Raw genomic sequence first — 16,762 nt, 5'->3', positions numbered from 1 at the left:
CACGGCTTCACACTGACTAGTCCCGGCGGCTGTATTCTGCGCCTATGAGCAACCACAACCGCCAGCGCAAGATAGACCCCAGAGTCAGGCGATCACGACAAGCGCTGATCGACGCCTTATTGGAGCTAGTCCAGGAGATGCCGCTCAGCGAAGTCACGGTCTCAGCGGTGGCGGGCCAGGCCGGCGTCAGCCGGGTGACCTTCTATGAGAGATTCTCCACACTCGATGATCTGCTCGTGGCGGCGATGCAAGCCTCCATCTCCCAGGTCCGGCAAGCCGCGGCTTCCATAGAAGCACCCAGAGCGCACCCACAGGACCAGCCACCTCCAGATCTGGTCCGGGTCTTCACCGTGATCGCCGAACATGCGCCCCTCTACCGCGCCACACTCTCCGAGAACGGCAGCATACGGTTCTTCCGGCGGCTGCGCGACTCCCTAGCGGAGGCCGTGGTGGAAACGATTCGCCGGGTACCGGGCCGCGGGGAGGACTGGGTCGCCCGGCCTGAGACCTACATCGACTTCGTCACCGGGGCAGCCTTATCAGTCGCCATGGGATGGATGGACCGCGCCGATCAGCAACCCCCTCAGGAGATTGCCCGGGAGTTTTGGCTGCTGCTGACCCGGGGCTCCCAGAATCTCCAACAACACTAGGAGTCGGAAGGAAGCGACAAACAGGGGCTTGCATAGTTTCTGAACATCTGTAAGGTAGATAACAGCTGTTCAGGAATTTTTCTGCTCAAGGAGGACACAGGTGTCCCAGTCCGATTCGAACCGCAACCCTGCTGCCAACCAGCTGCAGGCCGGTACAGCTGCCATACAGGTATCGATTCCCGAAGTGCGCCATCTCATTGGTGGTCACTGGGTACACGGGTCCGGCCCGACTCTGCCGGTACACAATCCTTCGCAGGGCACGGTAGTCACAGAGTTCGCCTCCGCCGATAGGGATAACGTCGACGCCGCCGCACGCAGTGCACGCGAGGCCTTCGATTCCCAGACCTGGCAGGGTCTGTCACCAGCCCAGCGAGCAAGGATGCTCTGGAAACTCGCCGATGCGGTGGAAGACCATACCGAGGAACTGGCCCGGCTGGAGACTTTAAATACAGGAAAGCCACTGACCGTTACGCGAAGCTTCGAGGTGCCCCAAGCTGCCGAGATTCTGCGTTTCAACGCCGGCTGGGCCACCAAGCTCAACGGAGAGACCCGCCAGGTTTCCCTCCCTGGGCAGTGGCACACCTATACACAGCGCCAGCCCCTGGGTGTGACCGCGCTCATCATTCCCTGGAACAACCCGCTGGTGATGGCCGCGGCCAAGCTCGGCCCCGCGCTAGCCGCGGGGTGCACTGCAGTTCTCAAACCAGCCGAGCTGACCCCGCTGAGCGCCGTCCGGCTGGGAGAGTTGGCCCAGCAAATCGGTTTTCCAGCTGGTGTGATCAATATCCTCACCGGGCTAGGTGAAACCACAGGCGAGGCCCTGGTGAGCCATCCGGGCGTGGACAAGGTCTCTTTCACTGGATCTACTGTGGTGGGCAAGCATCTGCAACGGGTAACCTCCGAACATCTCACTCGACTGGCGCTGGAGTTGGGCGGAAAATCCCCAGCCGTGATCTACGATGACGCCGACCTCAGCGCCGCAGCACAAGGAGCAGCACTGAGCATCTTCAGCAATTCCGGACAAGTATGCGCGGCCGGCTCACGGCTCTATGTGCAGGAGAACGTCGCCGAGGAAGTCATAGATCAGATCGTGAAAATAGCGGAGAACCTTCCGGTCGGGGACGGCTTTGAGCCACAGGTGCGCATGGGTCCGGTCATCTCCCAGTCGCAGCAGGATCGAGTGCTGAGGTATGTGCGTGAGGCAGCCGGAGACACGGCCGAGGTACTGGTCGGCGGCACGGAACTGGACCGACCGGGCTACTTCGTTCGCCCGACTGTGCTGCGCGTGAGCGACCGCGAACTACCCGTGGTCCAAGAGGAGATCTTCGGTCCGGTGCTCACAGTGCAGACATTCTCTGCAGAAGCGAATATCTCTGAAGTGCTGAAGTCCATGCATGACACCCGCTACGGACTCTCAGCCTATGTGTGGACCAAGAGCCTTGAACGCGCCCACCGGATCGCCAGAGGTGCCCGTGCAGGCAATGTCCGGGTGAACAGCCATATCGGCATGGATCCGGCCATGCCTTTCGGTGGATTCCGGGAATCCGGATACGGCAAGGAAAACGGTCGCGAGGGAGTAGAGAGCTACACCGAGCTGAAATCGGTGGCCATCAGCATCGCCAGCTGAGGCGATGCACTGAGAGTAAGGGAGCACCCACCATGAGACGATTCGGATTTAGTCTTGCGGCATCCTCGGCCGCAGCAGCACTGCTAACCTCCTGCGCACAAAACGGCGCGCCGGTTGAACAAACAGACAACGAGCTACACGGTGACAAGGACTCAGTGACCGCCATTCACGCACCGGTGAACTATGAACCGCTCTACATCGCCGAGCAGCACGGCTACTTCGACGACGCGGGGCTCGAAGTGACCATCACTGCCGGCGGGACCCCACAGGACAACCTTGCCCAGATCATGGGCGGTTCGGCAGACCTGACCATCACCTCCTGGGACGTTCTGGTCAGCTCCACCGCAGAACAGATCCCGGCACTTGCTGTGGCCAGCAACAGTGTGGTCAGCAACTCGGTGGACACAAGCGGCCTAGTGGTGCGTACCGACAGCGGCATCACCGACGTCGAGGACCTCACCGGACGCACCGTCGCGTTCAATGACATCGGCGGCGGTCCGCACGTGGTGACGATGCAGGCTTTCCGCGACGCCGGGCTCTCCGAGGATCAGTTTGAGGCGGTACGGATTCCCTTCGCCAGCATGCAGGCGGCCCTGGAGAGCGGCCAGGTCGATGCAGCGTTCCCCTCGGACAGCTTCTACCGTCAGGTCGCCGAGCACGAGAACTTCCAGGTCATCGCCAATCCCACTCGCGAATATCGGGCGGGCCTCCCTATCACCCTATGGGCTGCCACCGAGACCTGGCTGCAAGAAAATGCCGACATCGCCGAACGCTTCACACACGCCATGGACTCGGCCATCGAGTTCTACGAGGACGAGTCCAATGCGGAGGCTGTCAGTGCCATCCGCGAAGAGGTCACCGGCGAGGCGCAGACGAACTCGGAAGCTCCGCAGGGTGAGTTCAACACTGCGATCGACCTGGAGGTCTCCCAGTCGGTGACCGACGCGCTGGTCGAATTCGGTATTGTCGAGGATGCCCAGAATGTCAAGACTGCCGACGAAATCGTCTGGGAGAGAGCCACGACCCAGTGACCCGAGGGCGTGCCGGGCAGGTCCGGGTGCGCCCCGGTAGCGGGGCTCTACCGGCTCGTGCGCAGTCGCTTCGGCCACACACCCTGCTTGCCCGGGCTGATGACCCCAGCGGGGTCCAGGATGTCCTTGAGGGTCTCCTGGAAACGCAGCACCGCATGGTCATTGAAGGAGAACTCTGCGGCGATGTCGTCCATATTGTTGATATGCCCCCGATAGGGGGAGTAGCCTCGCCGACGGGCGGCCTGCCGCACCTTGTCGTAGAGCTCACGCGCTCGGGCAAGCTGCTCAGGGTTTCCGTTCTCAAAGAAGATCATGGTCACGTGCACCAGGTGCCGCGCGTAGACGTGGTAGCCGATATAGAGATCAAAGCCGTATTCGGCGTAGAGATCCTTGACCTCCTGGTAGAAATCGTAGACTTCTTCCCCGCGTGCCGGCATCAGCGGGGCAATATCGATGTGGCCGCCGTCCTCGGCGTACCAGCTGACCGTGCTCAGCGCCTTCAACGAGGGCACTCCGGCCATCGTGGTCTGGTCTTTCTCGTCAATATCGGCATAGGTCACCGGCCCGCCGTCAGACCCTTCGTAGAGACGCACGCGTACTGTGAAGCCAGATCTGTTGAATCTCTCCTCAATGATCCGGATCCGTTCCCTGATCATTCCAGGGTCTCCGTAGAGCGCGAACCTGGCGTTCCAGTTCCCGATGCCCATGGCTTCACGCATCTCTTCGACGACATGGTCAGGGATGGAACCCTCTCCGGTGTACCAGCGGGAGCGTGGACCGTTCATAGTCCCTGCACGGACCACATTGCCCACCAAGCAGTTGTTCTGGAATACCTCACGACGGCGCAGCTCGGCGATGCTGTCGATCAGCTGCGGCAGGTCATCCTGGTTCTCCACCGTGATCTCACCGGAGGCGAAGGCCTCCGGCCAGGGCATCAGCCAGATCCCGGCGCGAACCACCACACCGAGTCCGGACTGGGTGAACAGCTGATCGATGTTCGGACCGAAACCGCCTTTGAACACATGACCGAGTGGGCTATCCTCCATGGCCCACATCCCGGTGCGCAGCAGCTCTCCGTTGGGCAACACCACCTCGAGACCGCACAGCTGCTGCACGTGATCACCATAGGGGGACATTCCGTATCCGCGGTCCAGCGCATTCCCCAGGACTGACCCCCAGCCAAGGGCTGGAACCGACACGAACAGGGACAGCCGTCTCTCCTGAATGCACTCGAAAAGGTCGAAAAAGGTGACCCCTGGTTCGATGACCGCGTAGCCAAGCTCGCCGTCAACCTCCTGGATTGAGTTCATCCGACTGAGATCCAGTACCACCTGATCGGCAGTGCGGGGCGCCGCTCCGCCGTAGCCGAGGTTCTTGCCGCGCGAAACCGTCCACAGCGACGTGGCGGTCCCATTGGCCAGCCGCACGATCTGCTGAACCTCCTCAACGCTGCCAGGCCGCACACCGGCTGAGCTCGCCGCTTCCGGATGCAACGGGTAGGGGTCGCGGTAGGCGTGTGCGGAGTCGGCCGCAACGACGTTTTCCTGACCGAGAATCTCCGCAGCTCGGCTGAGGAAGTCGGGGGTACCAGCGCTCATCTCTCTCCTGATCTCTCAAGGTCCGTGGGAGGCACTGTGTCGTGACGCCCCTGCTCCATCGTGACCTGTCACACAGCTCACGTAAACCGTCGAAATTTGGGTAATATCGTCAGAAATATTGAAGTAAGGGGCGAGATATGAATATCCGCGGCAATCCCAGCATTACTCTGCGACAGCTCTGGCACTTCGTGACTGCCGCAGAGGCTGGCACCATCAGTGAAGCCGCCCGGCGGCTGCATATGGCGCCCTCGGCGATCTCGATGTCCCTGGCAGAGCTGGACCGGCTCACCGGCACTCAACTGTGCGTCAAGCGCAAGGCCCATGGGCTGACCCTGACCTCAGCCGGCCAGGCGGCCTATGTCCAGGCCCGTCAGATCCTGGATCTGACAGATGAGATCGTCCATCTCGCTGGCGACCGCAGCAGTGTGCGTGGACCGCTGACAGTAGGCTGCTACATGCCCCTGGCCCCCGCGGTGATCCCGCATATGCTGCGCGCTTTCGCACAACGGTATCCAGAGGTCGAAGTCAACTTCGTGGAGGGCTATCACGACGACCTGCAGGAGCAGCTGCTGGTGGGAACCATCGATGTTGCCTTCCTCTATGACATCGGGCTGACTCCGGAGGTCCGCACTGTCTCGCTGCTTGAGGTCCGTCCGCACCTGCTGTTGGCTGAAGACCACCGATACGCCGGCCGACAGGACGTTCACCTGGACGAGCTGTCGGAGGAACCGGTGATCCTGTTCAACGCCCCGCCGATATCGACCCGGGTGCTGGACCTCTTCCGCGACCAAGGACTCACCCCGGAGGTGCGCCACCGATCACGCAGCTATGCCACGGTGAGGTCCTTGGTGGGCGCAGGAATGGGATTCTCAGTGCTGTTCCAGCGCCCCCGCCTGGACCTCTCCTACGCGGGCCTGGGCGTGGTATCCCAACCATTGGACATCACCGCTGAGTCCGACCCGTATGTGGCTCTGGCATGGTCGCGGCAGATCCGTCCTAACGCACGTTCCCGGGCCTGGACGGAGGTGGCCATGCACAGCTTCCGAAACCTCGACGGCGGCTAACGGCTTCTCAGCTGGGTCCTACGCGGCGCCAGACAGGCGTCTGACCTCCCCAGAGGTTGACCGCCTTCGGTGAGGGCGTCCACTCACGGTGGTGGATGCGGGCCAGGTCATCGTGAAACTTCTCCATCTCGGCAGAGAGCTCCACATGGTTTCCCAGCGGGTCGTCGAAAAAGACAAACAGGTTGTTCCCCGGCCCGTGACGCCCTGGGCCCCATTGGACATCGATGTCCAGCTCGGTGAGTCGATCGCACCACGACTTGAAGTCCTCCCAGCTGGCCAGATCGTAGGAGTAGTGGTCGATCTGGCCAGGGCGGCCGGACTCCACACAGGCCAGGCTGTGGTGGTCCCGATCGCTGCGGAGCCAGAAGAAGGAATCGTCAGCGAGCTTATCGGTCAACCGGAACCCGATAATGTCCCGGTAGAACTGCACCAGGCGGGGTGCGTCGTCGGACGACAGGGTAATGTGCTGGTACTTGATGGGCCGGCGTCCGGTATCTGCACTGTTCTCCCCGCTGCGCACCACCGGCGAATGCAAATGGAGCTCGGTGCCGTCGGGGTCCTGGAGTTTGATCCCCTCGGCTGGGCCGGCGGGAGCGTCGATCATTCCCGCCTCCAGTGGCTGGTACTGCACACCAGCTGTGTGCAGACGTTTCTTCACCGCCGCCAGTCCGCCGTGGTCTCGGACTTCGAACCCGTAGTGGCGAAGCCCAGGTACGCCGGGGATCACCTCAATGACGTGGTGACCGGCGCCCCAGCCAAGCCGCAGCCTGCCGTCGCTGTGCCTCTGCTGAATCACCATGCCGAGAACGCGTTGGTAGAAGGCGGCCGCGTGATCGGGGTCAGCTGCACCGAACCCGATGTGTGAGACTGCTGTGGCTCGCAGCACTGAGGGATCGGTAGCCGACCGAGCATCCGGTGCTGCCGCCGGGCCCCTCCCTTGGTCAGGGGGTGTGGTGGACGCGGTCATGAGGGTTTCCTTCCGATGGAATGGTCGTCAGCCATTGGCGCACCTCCTGGAGCACCGGGCCGTGGTCTCCGGGATGCCAAAAACCGGCGATGATGCGGTCGGGACGGATCAGGGCGAACCTGCCCGAGAGTGAGCGAAAACGTTGGGCGGCGCTGCCGTCGAAGTCTACGAGCACCGCGTCTGTGGCTCCGAGCTCCGGGCTGAAGCCTGCGGTGTCCAGATGGATACGGCGTGCTGCCGTGGCATCGGCTACTCCGCCAACGGCTTCCCAGTCGGCTGCTGCCACGTTAACCCCCAGCACAGCCCATCCTGGGCCCAGGGCCTCATCGCTGAGAACGACTTCCCCTGTGCCGAGGTCAAAGACCTGCGCCTGCTGAACAGCTGTGCCCAGCGGCTCAGGACCGCTCATCCTCGCACCGCCGCTCAGGGTCAGGGAGGGCCGGAACCCCATGGTCTCCAGGTGGAGACGACCGTCCTGTTCGGAAAGATAGTCTCGCACGATCCGATCACGGGCTTCGGCGAGACGCCGATGACGCGTCATCACCACGCGCCCCAATCTCCGGGAGAACCTGATCATCTCTCCAGCCTGGGGCTGACGTTCGGCCTCATAACTGTTCAACAGCTCCTCTTTCGCGGGACCGGCGAGGTGAGAGGCCAACTTCCAACTGAGGTTGAAAGCATCACGCATTCCTGAGTTCAGCCCCTGGCCGGCGAACGGCGGCATCATATGGGCAGCGTCTCCTGCTAGCAGCAGTCGGCCAGTACGGTAGCGCACAGCGTTGAGTGCATGGAACCGATAGACGACTGCGCGTTCGACCTGTTCGGCTGTGATCCTCCGGTAAGGGCGCAGCAGGGTACCGATGAGCGAAAGACTAGGTGTCTGGCCGACAGCACACTCTTGTGCAGTGACCGGGAACTCGTAGCGACATCGTCCCTCGCGGCCAGGGATGATCACATGGGGACGCTCTGGGCTGCCGCAGTGCAGGCCCCAACGTTGGCGATGGGGGTCTTCGACGGTGTCGATGACCAGCCAGGCGTCCTCCTCACTGTGACCAGTCATCTCGATGCCTGCCGCGGCACGTACGGTGGAGCGGCCACCGTCGGAGCCGATGACCCAGGGGACTTCCATCGTCTGCTGAGTGCCGGTGCCGTCTGTCGCAGCAAGTTGCAACAGTGCCCCTTCGGCATGCGGCGTCACGCCAGTTACCTCGGTATGCAGCCAGTAGTTGATCAGAGGGTGTTCGGCAGCAGCACGATGCAGGACAGCTTCGAGCTCAGGCTGCGAGAAGGAGTTTTTGAAGGGGTAGCAGAACCGCCCTGGGCGTGGGGAGCCCGCCAGAAACAGCGGAGCGCCTTCGGCATCGAAGTATTGAGTGCCCATTCCCGGGACGATGATGCGCAGCACCTCATTGACCACCCCAGCCTGTTGGAAGATGCGCAGGGATTCATCATCAACGCTGATCGCCTTGGGCTCATCGCTGAGTCCGTCACCGCGTTCGATGAGCTGGCTGCTGACCCCATAGGCTGCCAGCAGAAGCGCAATGGTCTTGCCCACGGGGCCGGCCCCGACCACGGCGACCTGGGTGCTTTCAGCCGCAGGGCTCATCGGGCGGCCTGCAGATCGGCGAGCGCGTTCCCGATGACAGTGATGTCCTCGAGCTGCTCGAAATCAGTAAGCGTTTCCAGGAGGCTCTGAGCTTCCTGCTGCCGGTCCGCACCGGCGGCCCAGGCGATGCTGCGCCGAAACTTCTGCTCGACCTCCAGCGCGGTCAGCGGGGCGAAGCTGATGTCGCCGCGGGCCGTGGACACCCCGACCTGAAGCTTCCTTCCAGAGTGCAGGTGGACCTCCAGCTCAGCGCTGTGGTCGGAATCCGGGGAGAGGTCCCCCACAATGCTGACCCGGCCCAGCATTCCGGCGAAGCACGGGTCGACCATATGTTCCTCGGTCAGGTGCTCCAGGCGCACCGTACCGTGCTGCAGCGCGGTGGCGACAGCGAACTCAATGCTGAATGCGGCAGAGACCTCCGGCACTTCGCCGACCTGAAAGGGCTGACCGACGAAACCAGCGGCGGTGCGCTCCGGCACATGCACCACAGCGCGGGCGATATCGTCGGGCTTGAGACGATGCTGCTGGACCAGCTGGACGGCGGCGTCGAGAGAAGGCTGGCTGGCCCGGCAGCTGGGCCAGGGCTTGATGACCGCGTCGGCGAAGTATTCCTCTCCGAGCCCTGCGGTGATCCGCTCAGGATCGGGGTCCCGGCTCCACTGGTTCAAAAACCCGAATCGGGCCCCAAACGGATCCAGGGGCCCGGTCCATCCAGCAGCTGCCAGCTCGGCGGAGAAGACGGCATTGCGCGCTGAAAGCCCGATCGGCAGCTTGAACGCCGTGGTCTTGTCGAAGATGTTCTGGATCGTTCCGGCAGTCTGGTTGATGGCCAGGCCCAGGGCGTGGCGGAATTGGTCCCGCCTGAGCCCCATCAGTAGCCCGGCGACGACGGTGCCACCGACCACATTGATGGTGCCGGTATTATCACCTCCGCCATAGACGTCAAATCCCACTGCGTGCCCTAGGCGGGCGGCAAGGTCGTCGGCACAGATAAGCGCATGCAGCGTCTGGGCCCCGGTGGAGGATTCGCGTTCTGCCACTGCCAGCGCCACTGCTGCCGTAGTGCCGGTGATATGAGCCGGAATCTGGTGCCCGTCAGAACGGTCAGCTCCGACGGGCTCGAAATCGTAGGAGCGCATCAGCACGGCGTTGGTCAGAGCCGCCTGCGCGGCCGGGACTCGAGTTCTGGTTGTCAGTGCGGTGGCCTCAGGACGCCCACCCCAGCCGAGCACCAGGCTGAGCAGTTCCTGGCTGCCTGTTGCCCGGGCTCCTGCGGAGATGAGGCCCACCGCGTCCAGCAGGCGAGTCTTGGCGCGCTGGACCGCAGCATCGGGAAGCGACTCAAAGTTTGTCCGCTCAAGGTGATCAAGCACCACCGCAGTGAGTGTGTTTGCCCGCCCGTTCTCAGTCTGCTGGTTCACATTGTCCTCCGAGTTCACGTTCTGGTCTCAGTCGCCCACCAGACTGGCGACCGGAACGGTGGACTGGCGAAGGAACTCCTTGACGGTTCCACCGGCCCCGTTGCGCTGGGCCTTGACATGCTCCAACATCCGGGCACGGCCGATGCTGCCCAGGTAGAATCGTTCATAGAGTTCGATCCGCGAACCGAGGGCGCTGCCGGCGAAGTCCCAGGCGGTGCGGAACAACATCGCGCGCTCCCGGGCGTCGACCTCTCGGGCTCCGGGCAGGTAGCGCTCCAGCAGGGGCCCCAGCCGCGGGTCATCAAAGGCAGCGGCAGTAGGGGTGGCCAGCAGATAGTGTGATCCGATGGTCTTGATGATCTCGTTCACCCGTACCATCCACTCGGGCATGATGGTGCGCAGCACGCCGATGTCATCGTGCAGGAAGTAGGCCCCACCGCCCCAGTCGTGGGCTCGCTGCTCAGCATGATCTATGACTGAACGTGTCATGACCAGATAGCTGTGCACCTCGCCGAGCAGTGTGATCACATCGGGGCGGGTGTCCTGCCCGGTGATGCGTGCCATCTCGGAGAGCAGGTCGTAGGCGAACTCCAGCTTCACCGCCGCGCGGAGGGCGGTCTGCTGCTGCGTGTTACCGGTGGCGGTGCCCTGGTTGACGGAGTTGTAGAGATCCAACTCACCGTCGATGAACACCCTGTCCCAGGGGACGGTGACATTGTCGAAGATGACCACCCCGTCCTGCTCGTCGAAGCGGGAGGAGAATGGGCGGTCCACTACCGGCTGATCGACCCCGTAGTGGTCACGGCAGACAACGACGACGCCGGGGGTATTCACCGGCACCGCGAAGGAGATGGCGTATTTCTCGTAACCAGGTTTGATCGGGGTTGCTGGATAAACATAGATCTCATCGGCGATCGGGCCCAAGGTGGCCAGCATCTTCGCGCCACGAACGACCAGACCCTCCTCGGTACGATCGGTGACCTGTAGAGTCAGGTCGGCATTGGCGCCGTCGAGTTCACCGATGGACTTATCGATAGTAGCGTGAACGATAGTGTGGGTCAGCGCAAGGTCGTTCTCCGCCACGTACTTCTGGTAGCCCGAAATGCGCTCGTAGAAGACAGGACTGCTGGCCTGCTCCCACAGATCGGTGCGGGAGACATGTCCAGCCAGTACCACATTGACGTAATCCGGGGTGCGTCCGAGCATGCCGCAGGAATACCGGGCGAACCGGTCGAAGGCACGGTGACGGAGTTCGATGTCCTCAGCTGAGCCGGGCCGTACATGGGACACGCTGATCGGGTCGCCGGAGCTCGGGCTGGGGAAGAGACAATCCTCGGAGTGCTCCCACTGATAGTCGAAGTAGTCCGCCATACCCTGGACCGATCCGGCAAAGTGGGGGTGATCAGCAATATTGATGCGCTCATCGCCGTACCAGACTTCGCGTCCGTCATTGAGGCCCTGCACATACTGATGTCCGCGTCGTGCGCCCACGTCTCATCTCCTTGCTCAGTCAGTGTGTGATGCGCGTCTCGGCACCACGCAACAACAGAAGTATTGCATTAAGATACATATAATGCAATATAAGGAGATGATCTAAAGTGGTGCTTTCGGTAGGCGCCCTTTGCCCAGCCAACAAGGCTGGGTCATCACCCCTGCAGACGGTATGCGACAGAGGCTCAGCAGCCTCCTGCCGGTCTGCACTGATAGGACCTGAAACGAGGGGCCTGGTGGCGTCCTTGACGCGCCGCAGGGTGCCGGCGGAGCTCTTTAACACCAGCGAGCACGCTTGGAACAGGGCTCGGCAAACCAGCTCAGTCAGAAGGCAGGCTCCTCGTCATCGACGTTGTCCTCAGTCACCACGGTGAGCGGAATCTGGATGTGGTTGTCCACCTCTTCGCCATTGATCACATCGACCACTGTCTCCAGCGTCAGGCGGCCGTAGTCCCCTGGCGACTGGAGAAGGCTGGCAGTGAAATAGCCCTCCCGGATGCTCTCGAAGGTGTCTTCCTGGCCGCTGAGCTTTTATTGAGCACGACGCCGCCGCCTCACCGCGTCAGCTGCCCAGGATCCTCCCCTGCCCACATGGCGTACACCAGCCTTTCAGCATCACGTGAGGTGACATGCCTGGGGTTAGTCTCCGGCGTTGCGCCGAGCACGAGCTGCGCGGCCTCCTCCAAGTGCTCTTCCTTCAGCCCGTGGTCACGCAGCGCCTGCGGGGCGTCGATTCGCTGGCGAAGGGTCTGCAGCCCTTCGACCGGGTGCTCTGCCCCCAGAGCCGCCGCGATGCGCACAGCCGCCTCAGGGGTGGCAGGAGCGTTGAAGGCGAGAACATAGGGGAGCACCACTGAGTGGGTCTGCGCGTGGGGCAGATCGAAGGCTCCCCCGAGGACGTGGCAGATTTTGTGGTGCAGGGCGGACCCTGCGGAGGCGAAGGCAACAGCTGAGAGGTAGGCGCCGTACTGCATCTGCTGACGGCCTTCTCGACTCTCAGCGGGGTGATGTGCCACCTGGGGGAGCCCTTCGGCCAACGCTCGCATGGCCTCGGTGGCCCAGGCTTGGTTGATGGGGTTGGCGCGGGGCGCCCACATGCTGTCGATGGAGTGCGCCAGGGCATTGATGCCAGAGGCCACGGTGAGCTCTGCTGGCAGGTCACGGACCAGATCGGCGTCATAGATGACACTTGCGGGGAGCACCGCATCGTCGACCCCGGTGGTCTTGCGGCCGTTCTCCGTCATGCCCCAGACATTGGTGGCTTCAGAGCCAGCGTATGTGGTGGGGACGGCGATGATGGGCAGGTGTGCTGTCAGGGCTACGGCTTTGGCCAGCCCGACGGCGGATCCTCCTCCGAGGCAGAGGATCAGATCGATGTCTGCCTGTTCGGCCTCGTGCCGCGCGGTGTGGGCGTCCTCTACCGGGACATGGCGTCGGGCCCCGCGATGCCGGTGAGCCACAGGAAGCTTGTCCTCGATGGCATCGGCGATGGTGGAGACGCTGTCGGAGACGATCAGCATGATCCGTGAGGCAGCGCCGTCGCCTGCGCTGATGCGCTCTGATTCGGCAACGAGGTCTGACACGGTGTTGCCTGCTCCGAACAGCACGCGCTGTCCCAGGGTCTGGTGGGTGAATCTCATGGTCACAGCAGATCGACCTCCAGTCGGTTCTGGATCTCCTCGCGGCTGAGGCCGTGGGCCTCGACCAGGTGTGGGCCGCGGGTGCCGTGGTGCTCCGTGATGTGGAAGATCCCACAGTCTGTGTAGATGCGGGTGACGCAGCCCAATCCGGTGACAGGATAGCTCAGTTCCGGGGCCAGTTTGGGAGTGCCGTCTTTGGTGAAGAGGCTCATCATCACCCAGGTTTCTTTCGCCCCGATGGCCAGGTCCATGGCTCCGCCTACGGCGGGGATGGCATCAGGTGCACCGGTGGACCAGTTGGCCAGGTCCCCGGTGGCGGAGACTTGAAAAGCACCAAGAACGCAGACATCCAGGTGGCCCCCGCGCATCATGGCGAAGGAGTCGGCGTGGTGGAAGTAGCTGGCCCCAGGCAGCTCTGTGACCGGCACCTTGCCGGCGTTGATGAGGTCTTGGTCTATCTGATCGCCATGGGCTTGGGGCCCCATGCCGAGCATGCCGTTCTCAGTGTGCAGGGTGACGCGCTGTTCCGGGGTGAGATAGTCGGCCACGGTGGTGGGCTGGCCGATCCCTAGGTTGACGAAGGAGCCGGGGGTGATGTCCCGGGCCACGATCCGGGCAAGGTCTTGACGGGAGAGCCGCTCGGCACTGGCTGCGGGGGCACTGGTGATCTCTGTCATCTGGTGGTGTCCTTCTTTTCAGGCAGCCTGAGCTGCATCTGCTGGTGCTTCTCCACGGGCTGCTGCTGAGGCGCTGGGAACCACCGTGATGGTATCCACGTACAAACCGGGAGTGATCACCGTTTCAGGATCGATCTCTCCGGTGGGCAGTAGCTGATCGACCTGCACCACAGTCTGGGCGGCGGCAGCAGCCATGACGGGCCCGAAGTTCCGTGCGGTCTTGCGGTAGACCAGGTTTCCTTCGTGATCTGCATACAGTGCCTTGATCAGGGCGACGTCTCCGCGCAGGGGATACTCAAGCACATAGTTGCGGCCGTGGATCTGCCGGGTCTCTTTTCCCTCTGCCAATGCAGTGCCGTACCCGGTAGGCGTGTAGAAGGCCCCGATGCCGGCTCCGGCGGCACGCAGACGTTCGGCAAGATTGCCTTGAGGAACCAGTTCCAGTTCGATCTCACCGGCCCGATATGCAGTGTCGAAGTGCCAGGAGTCGGACTGCCGCGGGAATGAGCAGATGATCTTCTTCACCCGGCGTTCCTTGATCAGTAGAGCCAGTCCGGCGTCTCCCTGTCCCGCGTTGTTGTTGACGACTGTGAGGTCGGTAGACCCGGATTCTAGAAGCGCATCGATGAGCTCCATGGGCTGCCCGGCGTTGCCGAACCCGCCCATCAGCACGGTGGAGCCGTCGTTCACAGCCGATACTGCTTCAACGGCGCTCTCAGCAATTGCAGGCATGGTGACCGGTCCTTTCCTCAGTTGGTGTTTTCCAGCACGACGGCCAGTCCCTGGCCTACCCCGATGCACAGCGTGGCCACGCCCCAGCGGGCGCCGGTTTCCTGAAGCCGCCGGGCCAGGGTTGCCAGGATGCGCGTACCTGAAGCCCCTAACGGATGGCCGATGGCGATAGCTCCTCCCCAGGCGTTGACGATGGCGGGATCGTGCTCAGCACCGAATCCCCAGGCGTCCAAGCAGGCCAGTGACTGGGCGGCGAACGCTTCATTGAGCTCCACCGCCCCGATGTCCTTCCAGGTGATCCCGGCTTTGGCCAGCGCCCTGTTCGCGGCTTCCACCGGTGCCTCACCGAAGTACTGGGGCTCGTTGGCAGCAGCCGCCCACCCGGCGATGCGCGCCTGTGGTGCTGCTCCGAGGATCGCTGCGGCCCTTTCCGAGCCGATCCAGGCCGCAGAGGCGCCGTCGTTCATGGGAGAGGCGTTACCGGCGGTGACGGTTCCATTCCCCCGGCGGAAGACAGTTCTCAGCCCGGAAAGCTTCTCGGTAGTCGTGCCTTGGCGGATGGTCTCATCCGGTGCGAGCTCAACCTCGGGAACTGAAACGACGAGATCGTCGTACCGGCCTTGCTCCCATGCCTCAGCGGCGCGCTGGTGCGATTCAGCGGCGAACTCGTCCTGCCGTTCCCGGGTGATCCCATGCTTTTCCCGCAGCTGCTCAGTGGCCTCCCCCAGGGAGACTGTCCACTCCTTGGGCATGCGGTCGTTGATCAGTCGCCAACCCAGAGAGCTGTTGACCAGCTCCATGTTCTTCAATGGGTAGGGGCGGTCGGTCTTGGGCAGCACCCACGGGGCACGGGACATGGACTCCACTCCTCCGACCAGCACCAGGTCGGTTTCAGCCAGCACCACCTGTCTGGCCCCGGTGATTGCGGCATCCAGGGAGGAGCCGCAGAGCCGGTTGACCGTTGTTGCCGGCACGGTCACCGGCCCCTCAGCGAGCAGCCAGGACATCCTCGCGACGTTGCGATTCTCCTCACCAGCACCATTAGCATTGCCGAAGATCACCTCACCGACGGCCTCTCCGGCCTCAGACATCTCCAGACCCGGGGCTCTGTCCACCAGACTCGACATGACTAGCGCTGCCAGGTCATCGGGCCGCTGACCCGCAAGAGCCCCGCCGACTTTGCCGAACGGGGTCCTCAGTCCGCCGTAGACGTATGCCTCGTGCATTATTTGCTCCTCCTCGGCAGGCTTCATTGCACACCGAATCCTCATCATGTGTTCGCTATGCAAACTTTCGTACGCGAATCTAAGGAAAGTTTAGACCGCCGATCAGCATGTTGAAAAGGGGGTCAGCGCCCCGATGCGGTCAGACTTTCGAGGTCCTTGCCGAGGGAACGAATCATCGTCTCCACGTGACCAGCGCACTCTTTCAGCGCCGGGAAGACCCGCTGCCTGGTGTCCTGTACGGATTCAGTGCCGGCGGACATCGACGTGTTGATCGCCAGCACCGTGCGCCCATGCGCATCCCGAACTGGCACCGCCGCCGAGCGGAGCCCCAGCTCAAGTTCCTGGTCAACAAGAGCAACGTCCTCATCTTTCACTGCGCGCACAGCACACGCCAGCTCTTCCGGCTGGGTCACGGTGTGAGAGGTAAAGGCCGGGCGTTCCATCTGCTTCAACCGAGCAAGAAGCTCATCCTCGGAGAGGTTGGCCAGCAGCACCCGCCCCATTGAAGTGGCAAAAGCCGGCAATCGGGTGCCCAGCCCTAGGTCGATACGCATGATCCGGTGGGTGTGGACTCGACTGACGTACATGACGTCGTCGCTTGTCAGAACACCGGCAGAACATGACTCATTGAGCCGTGAGGAGAGGTCACGCAGGGAGGGCTGGAGCAGCTCATGCCAGCTGCGGCCGGACCAGTAGCCGTGCCCCAGTCCAAGTACCCGAGGGGTAAGTTCAAAGACCCGCCCGTCGAAGTAGGCATACCCTCGCTCCACCAGAGTGAGCAGCATACGGCGGGCTGTCGCCCGGCTGACGCCTGCCTTGCGGGCCACCTCAGCCAGAGTCTGGCGCGGCTCCGCGGGTGTGAAGGTCTCAAGCACGTCTAACCCCGTCGCCAAAGAGCGCACATACTCATTGCGTCCCAACGCTCCAGACTTCTCATCCTTCGTCATACCGCCCGATTCTATGGGCTTGTCTCGACGTCCCCCGCCACAGTCGTGATTCTCAGCTTCACCGTGGCAAGAGGGCTGCCACGTG

14 protein-coding genes are annotated in these 16,762 nt (G+C 62.8%); 4 read left to right on the top strand and 10 right to left on the bottom strand.

The annotated features are described in order from the left end of the window. Nucleotides 1-44 precede the first annotated feature (44 nt). The 3 genes from DVO78_RS16485 to DVO78_RS16475 all read left to right on the top strand — a co-directional run bounded on the left by DVO78_RS16485 (nt 45) and on the right by DVO78_RS16475 (nt 3,308). Nucleotides 45-650, top strand: a complete 606-nt coding sequence (locus tag DVO78_RS16485; RefSeq protein WP_120006560.1) for a TetR/AcrR family transcriptional regulator — start codon at nt 45-47, stop codon at nt 648-650. Between the two features lie 100 nt (nt 651-750). After that, entirely contained in the window at nt 751-2,277 is a 1,527-nt protein-coding gene (locus tag DVO78_RS16480; RefSeq protein ID WP_157984103.1) for an aldehyde dehydrogenase family protein, read from the top strand. A gap of 155 nt (nt 2,278-2,432) precedes the next feature. Next, nucleotides 2,433-3,308, top strand: a complete 876-nt coding sequence (locus DVO78_RS16475) for an ABC transporter substrate-binding protein (RefSeq protein ID WP_157984102.1) — start codon at nt 2,433-2,435, stop codon at nt 3,306-3,308. A 47-nt stretch (nt 3,309-3,355) separates the two neighbouring features. Here the strand turns inward: DVO78_RS16475 and DVO78_RS16470 are convergent, their stop codons facing one another. Further along, nucleotides 3,356-4,906, bottom strand: a complete 1,551-nt coding sequence (locus DVO78_RS16470) for an FAD-binding oxidoreductase (RefSeq protein WP_120006554.1) — start codon at nt 4,904-4,906, stop codon at nt 3,356-3,358. Between the two features lie 137 nt (nt 4,907-5,043). Here DVO78_RS16470 and DVO78_RS16465 point away from each other — a divergent pair, with 137 nt between their 5' ends. Then, nucleotides 5,044-5,970, top strand: a complete 927-nt coding sequence (locus DVO78_RS16465) for a LysR family transcriptional regulator (protein WP_120006552.1) — start codon at nt 5,044-5,046, stop codon at nt 5,968-5,970. Nucleotides 5,971-5,977: 7 nt separating this feature from the next. On the opposite strand, the gene DVO78_RS16460 is transcribed toward DVO78_RS16465, so the two are convergent. The 9 genes from DVO78_RS16460 to DVO78_RS16420 all read right to left on the bottom strand — a co-directional run bounded on the left by DVO78_RS16460 (nt 5,978) and on the right by DVO78_RS16420 (nt 16,677). Continuing rightward, complete coding sequence (locus tag DVO78_RS16460) at nt 5,978-6,937, bottom strand: VOC family protein (RefSeq protein ID WP_120006550.1); 960 nt, start codon at nt 6,935-6,937, stop codon at nt 5,978-5,980. Continuing rightward, complete coding sequence (locus tag DVO78_RS16455; protein ID WP_120006548.1) at nt 6,912-8,543, bottom strand: FAD-dependent monooxygenase; 1,632 nt, start codon at nt 8,541-8,543, stop codon at nt 6,912-6,914. The genes DVO78_RS16460 and DVO78_RS16455 overlap by 26 nt, the downstream gene beginning before the upstream one ends. Continuing rightward, nucleotides 8,540-9,964, bottom strand: a complete 1,425-nt coding sequence (locus DVO78_RS16450) for an MmgE/PrpD family protein (protein WP_157984101.1) — start codon at nt 9,962-9,964, stop codon at nt 8,540-8,542. Before DVO78_RS16450 ends, DVO78_RS16455 begins: the two co-directional genes overlap by 4 nt. A 27-nt stretch (nt 9,965-9,991) precedes the next feature. Beyond that, nucleotides 9,992-11,455 carry a 4-hydroxyphenylacetate 3-hydroxylase N-terminal domain-containing protein gene (locus DVO78_RS16445; RefSeq protein WP_120006544.1) on the bottom strand — a complete coding sequence of 488 codons (1,464 nt, stop codon included), beginning with the start codon at nt 11,453-11,455 and terminating at the stop codon, nt 9,992-9,994. A gap of 554 nt (nt 11,456-12,009) precedes the next feature. Continuing rightward, nucleotides 12,010-13,101 (bottom strand): maleylacetate reductase, encoded by a 1,092-nt coding sequence (locus DVO78_RS16440; RefSeq protein WP_120006542.1) that lies wholly within the window; start codon nt 13,099-13,101, stop codon nt 12,010-12,012. After that, entirely contained in the window at nt 13,098-13,772 is a 675-nt protein-coding gene (locus DVO78_RS16435; RefSeq protein ID WP_120006540.1) for a CoA-transferase, read from the bottom strand. The genes DVO78_RS16440 and DVO78_RS16435 overlap by 4 nt, the downstream gene beginning before the upstream one ends. Before the next feature lie 18 nt (nt 13,773-13,790). Then, nucleotides 13,791-14,504, bottom strand: a complete 714-nt coding sequence (locus DVO78_RS16430) for a 3-oxoacid CoA-transferase subunit A (RefSeq protein ID WP_120006538.1) — start codon at nt 14,502-14,504, stop codon at nt 13,791-13,793. Between the two features lie 17 nt (nt 14,505-14,521). Continuing rightward, complete coding sequence (locus tag DVO78_RS16425; protein WP_120006536.1) at nt 14,522-15,730, bottom strand: thiolase family protein; 1,209 nt, start codon at nt 15,728-15,730, stop codon at nt 14,522-14,524. A gap of 122 nt (nt 15,731-15,852) precedes the next feature. Next, nucleotides 15,853-16,677 (bottom strand): IclR family transcriptional regulator domain-containing protein, encoded by an 825-nt coding sequence (locus DVO78_RS16420; protein WP_120006534.1) that lies wholly within the window; start codon nt 16,675-16,677, stop codon nt 15,853-15,855. Nucleotides 16,678-16,762: the final 85 nt, after the last annotated feature.

It is taken from the genome of Nesterenkonia muleiensis, from assembly GCF_003600155.1.
GTDB classification, from domain to species: Bacteria; Actinomycetota; Actinomycetes; order Actinomycetales; family Micrococcaceae; genus Nesterenkonia; species Nesterenkonia muleiensis.
This window is presented reverse-complemented; position numbering and strand designations above follow the sequence as displayed.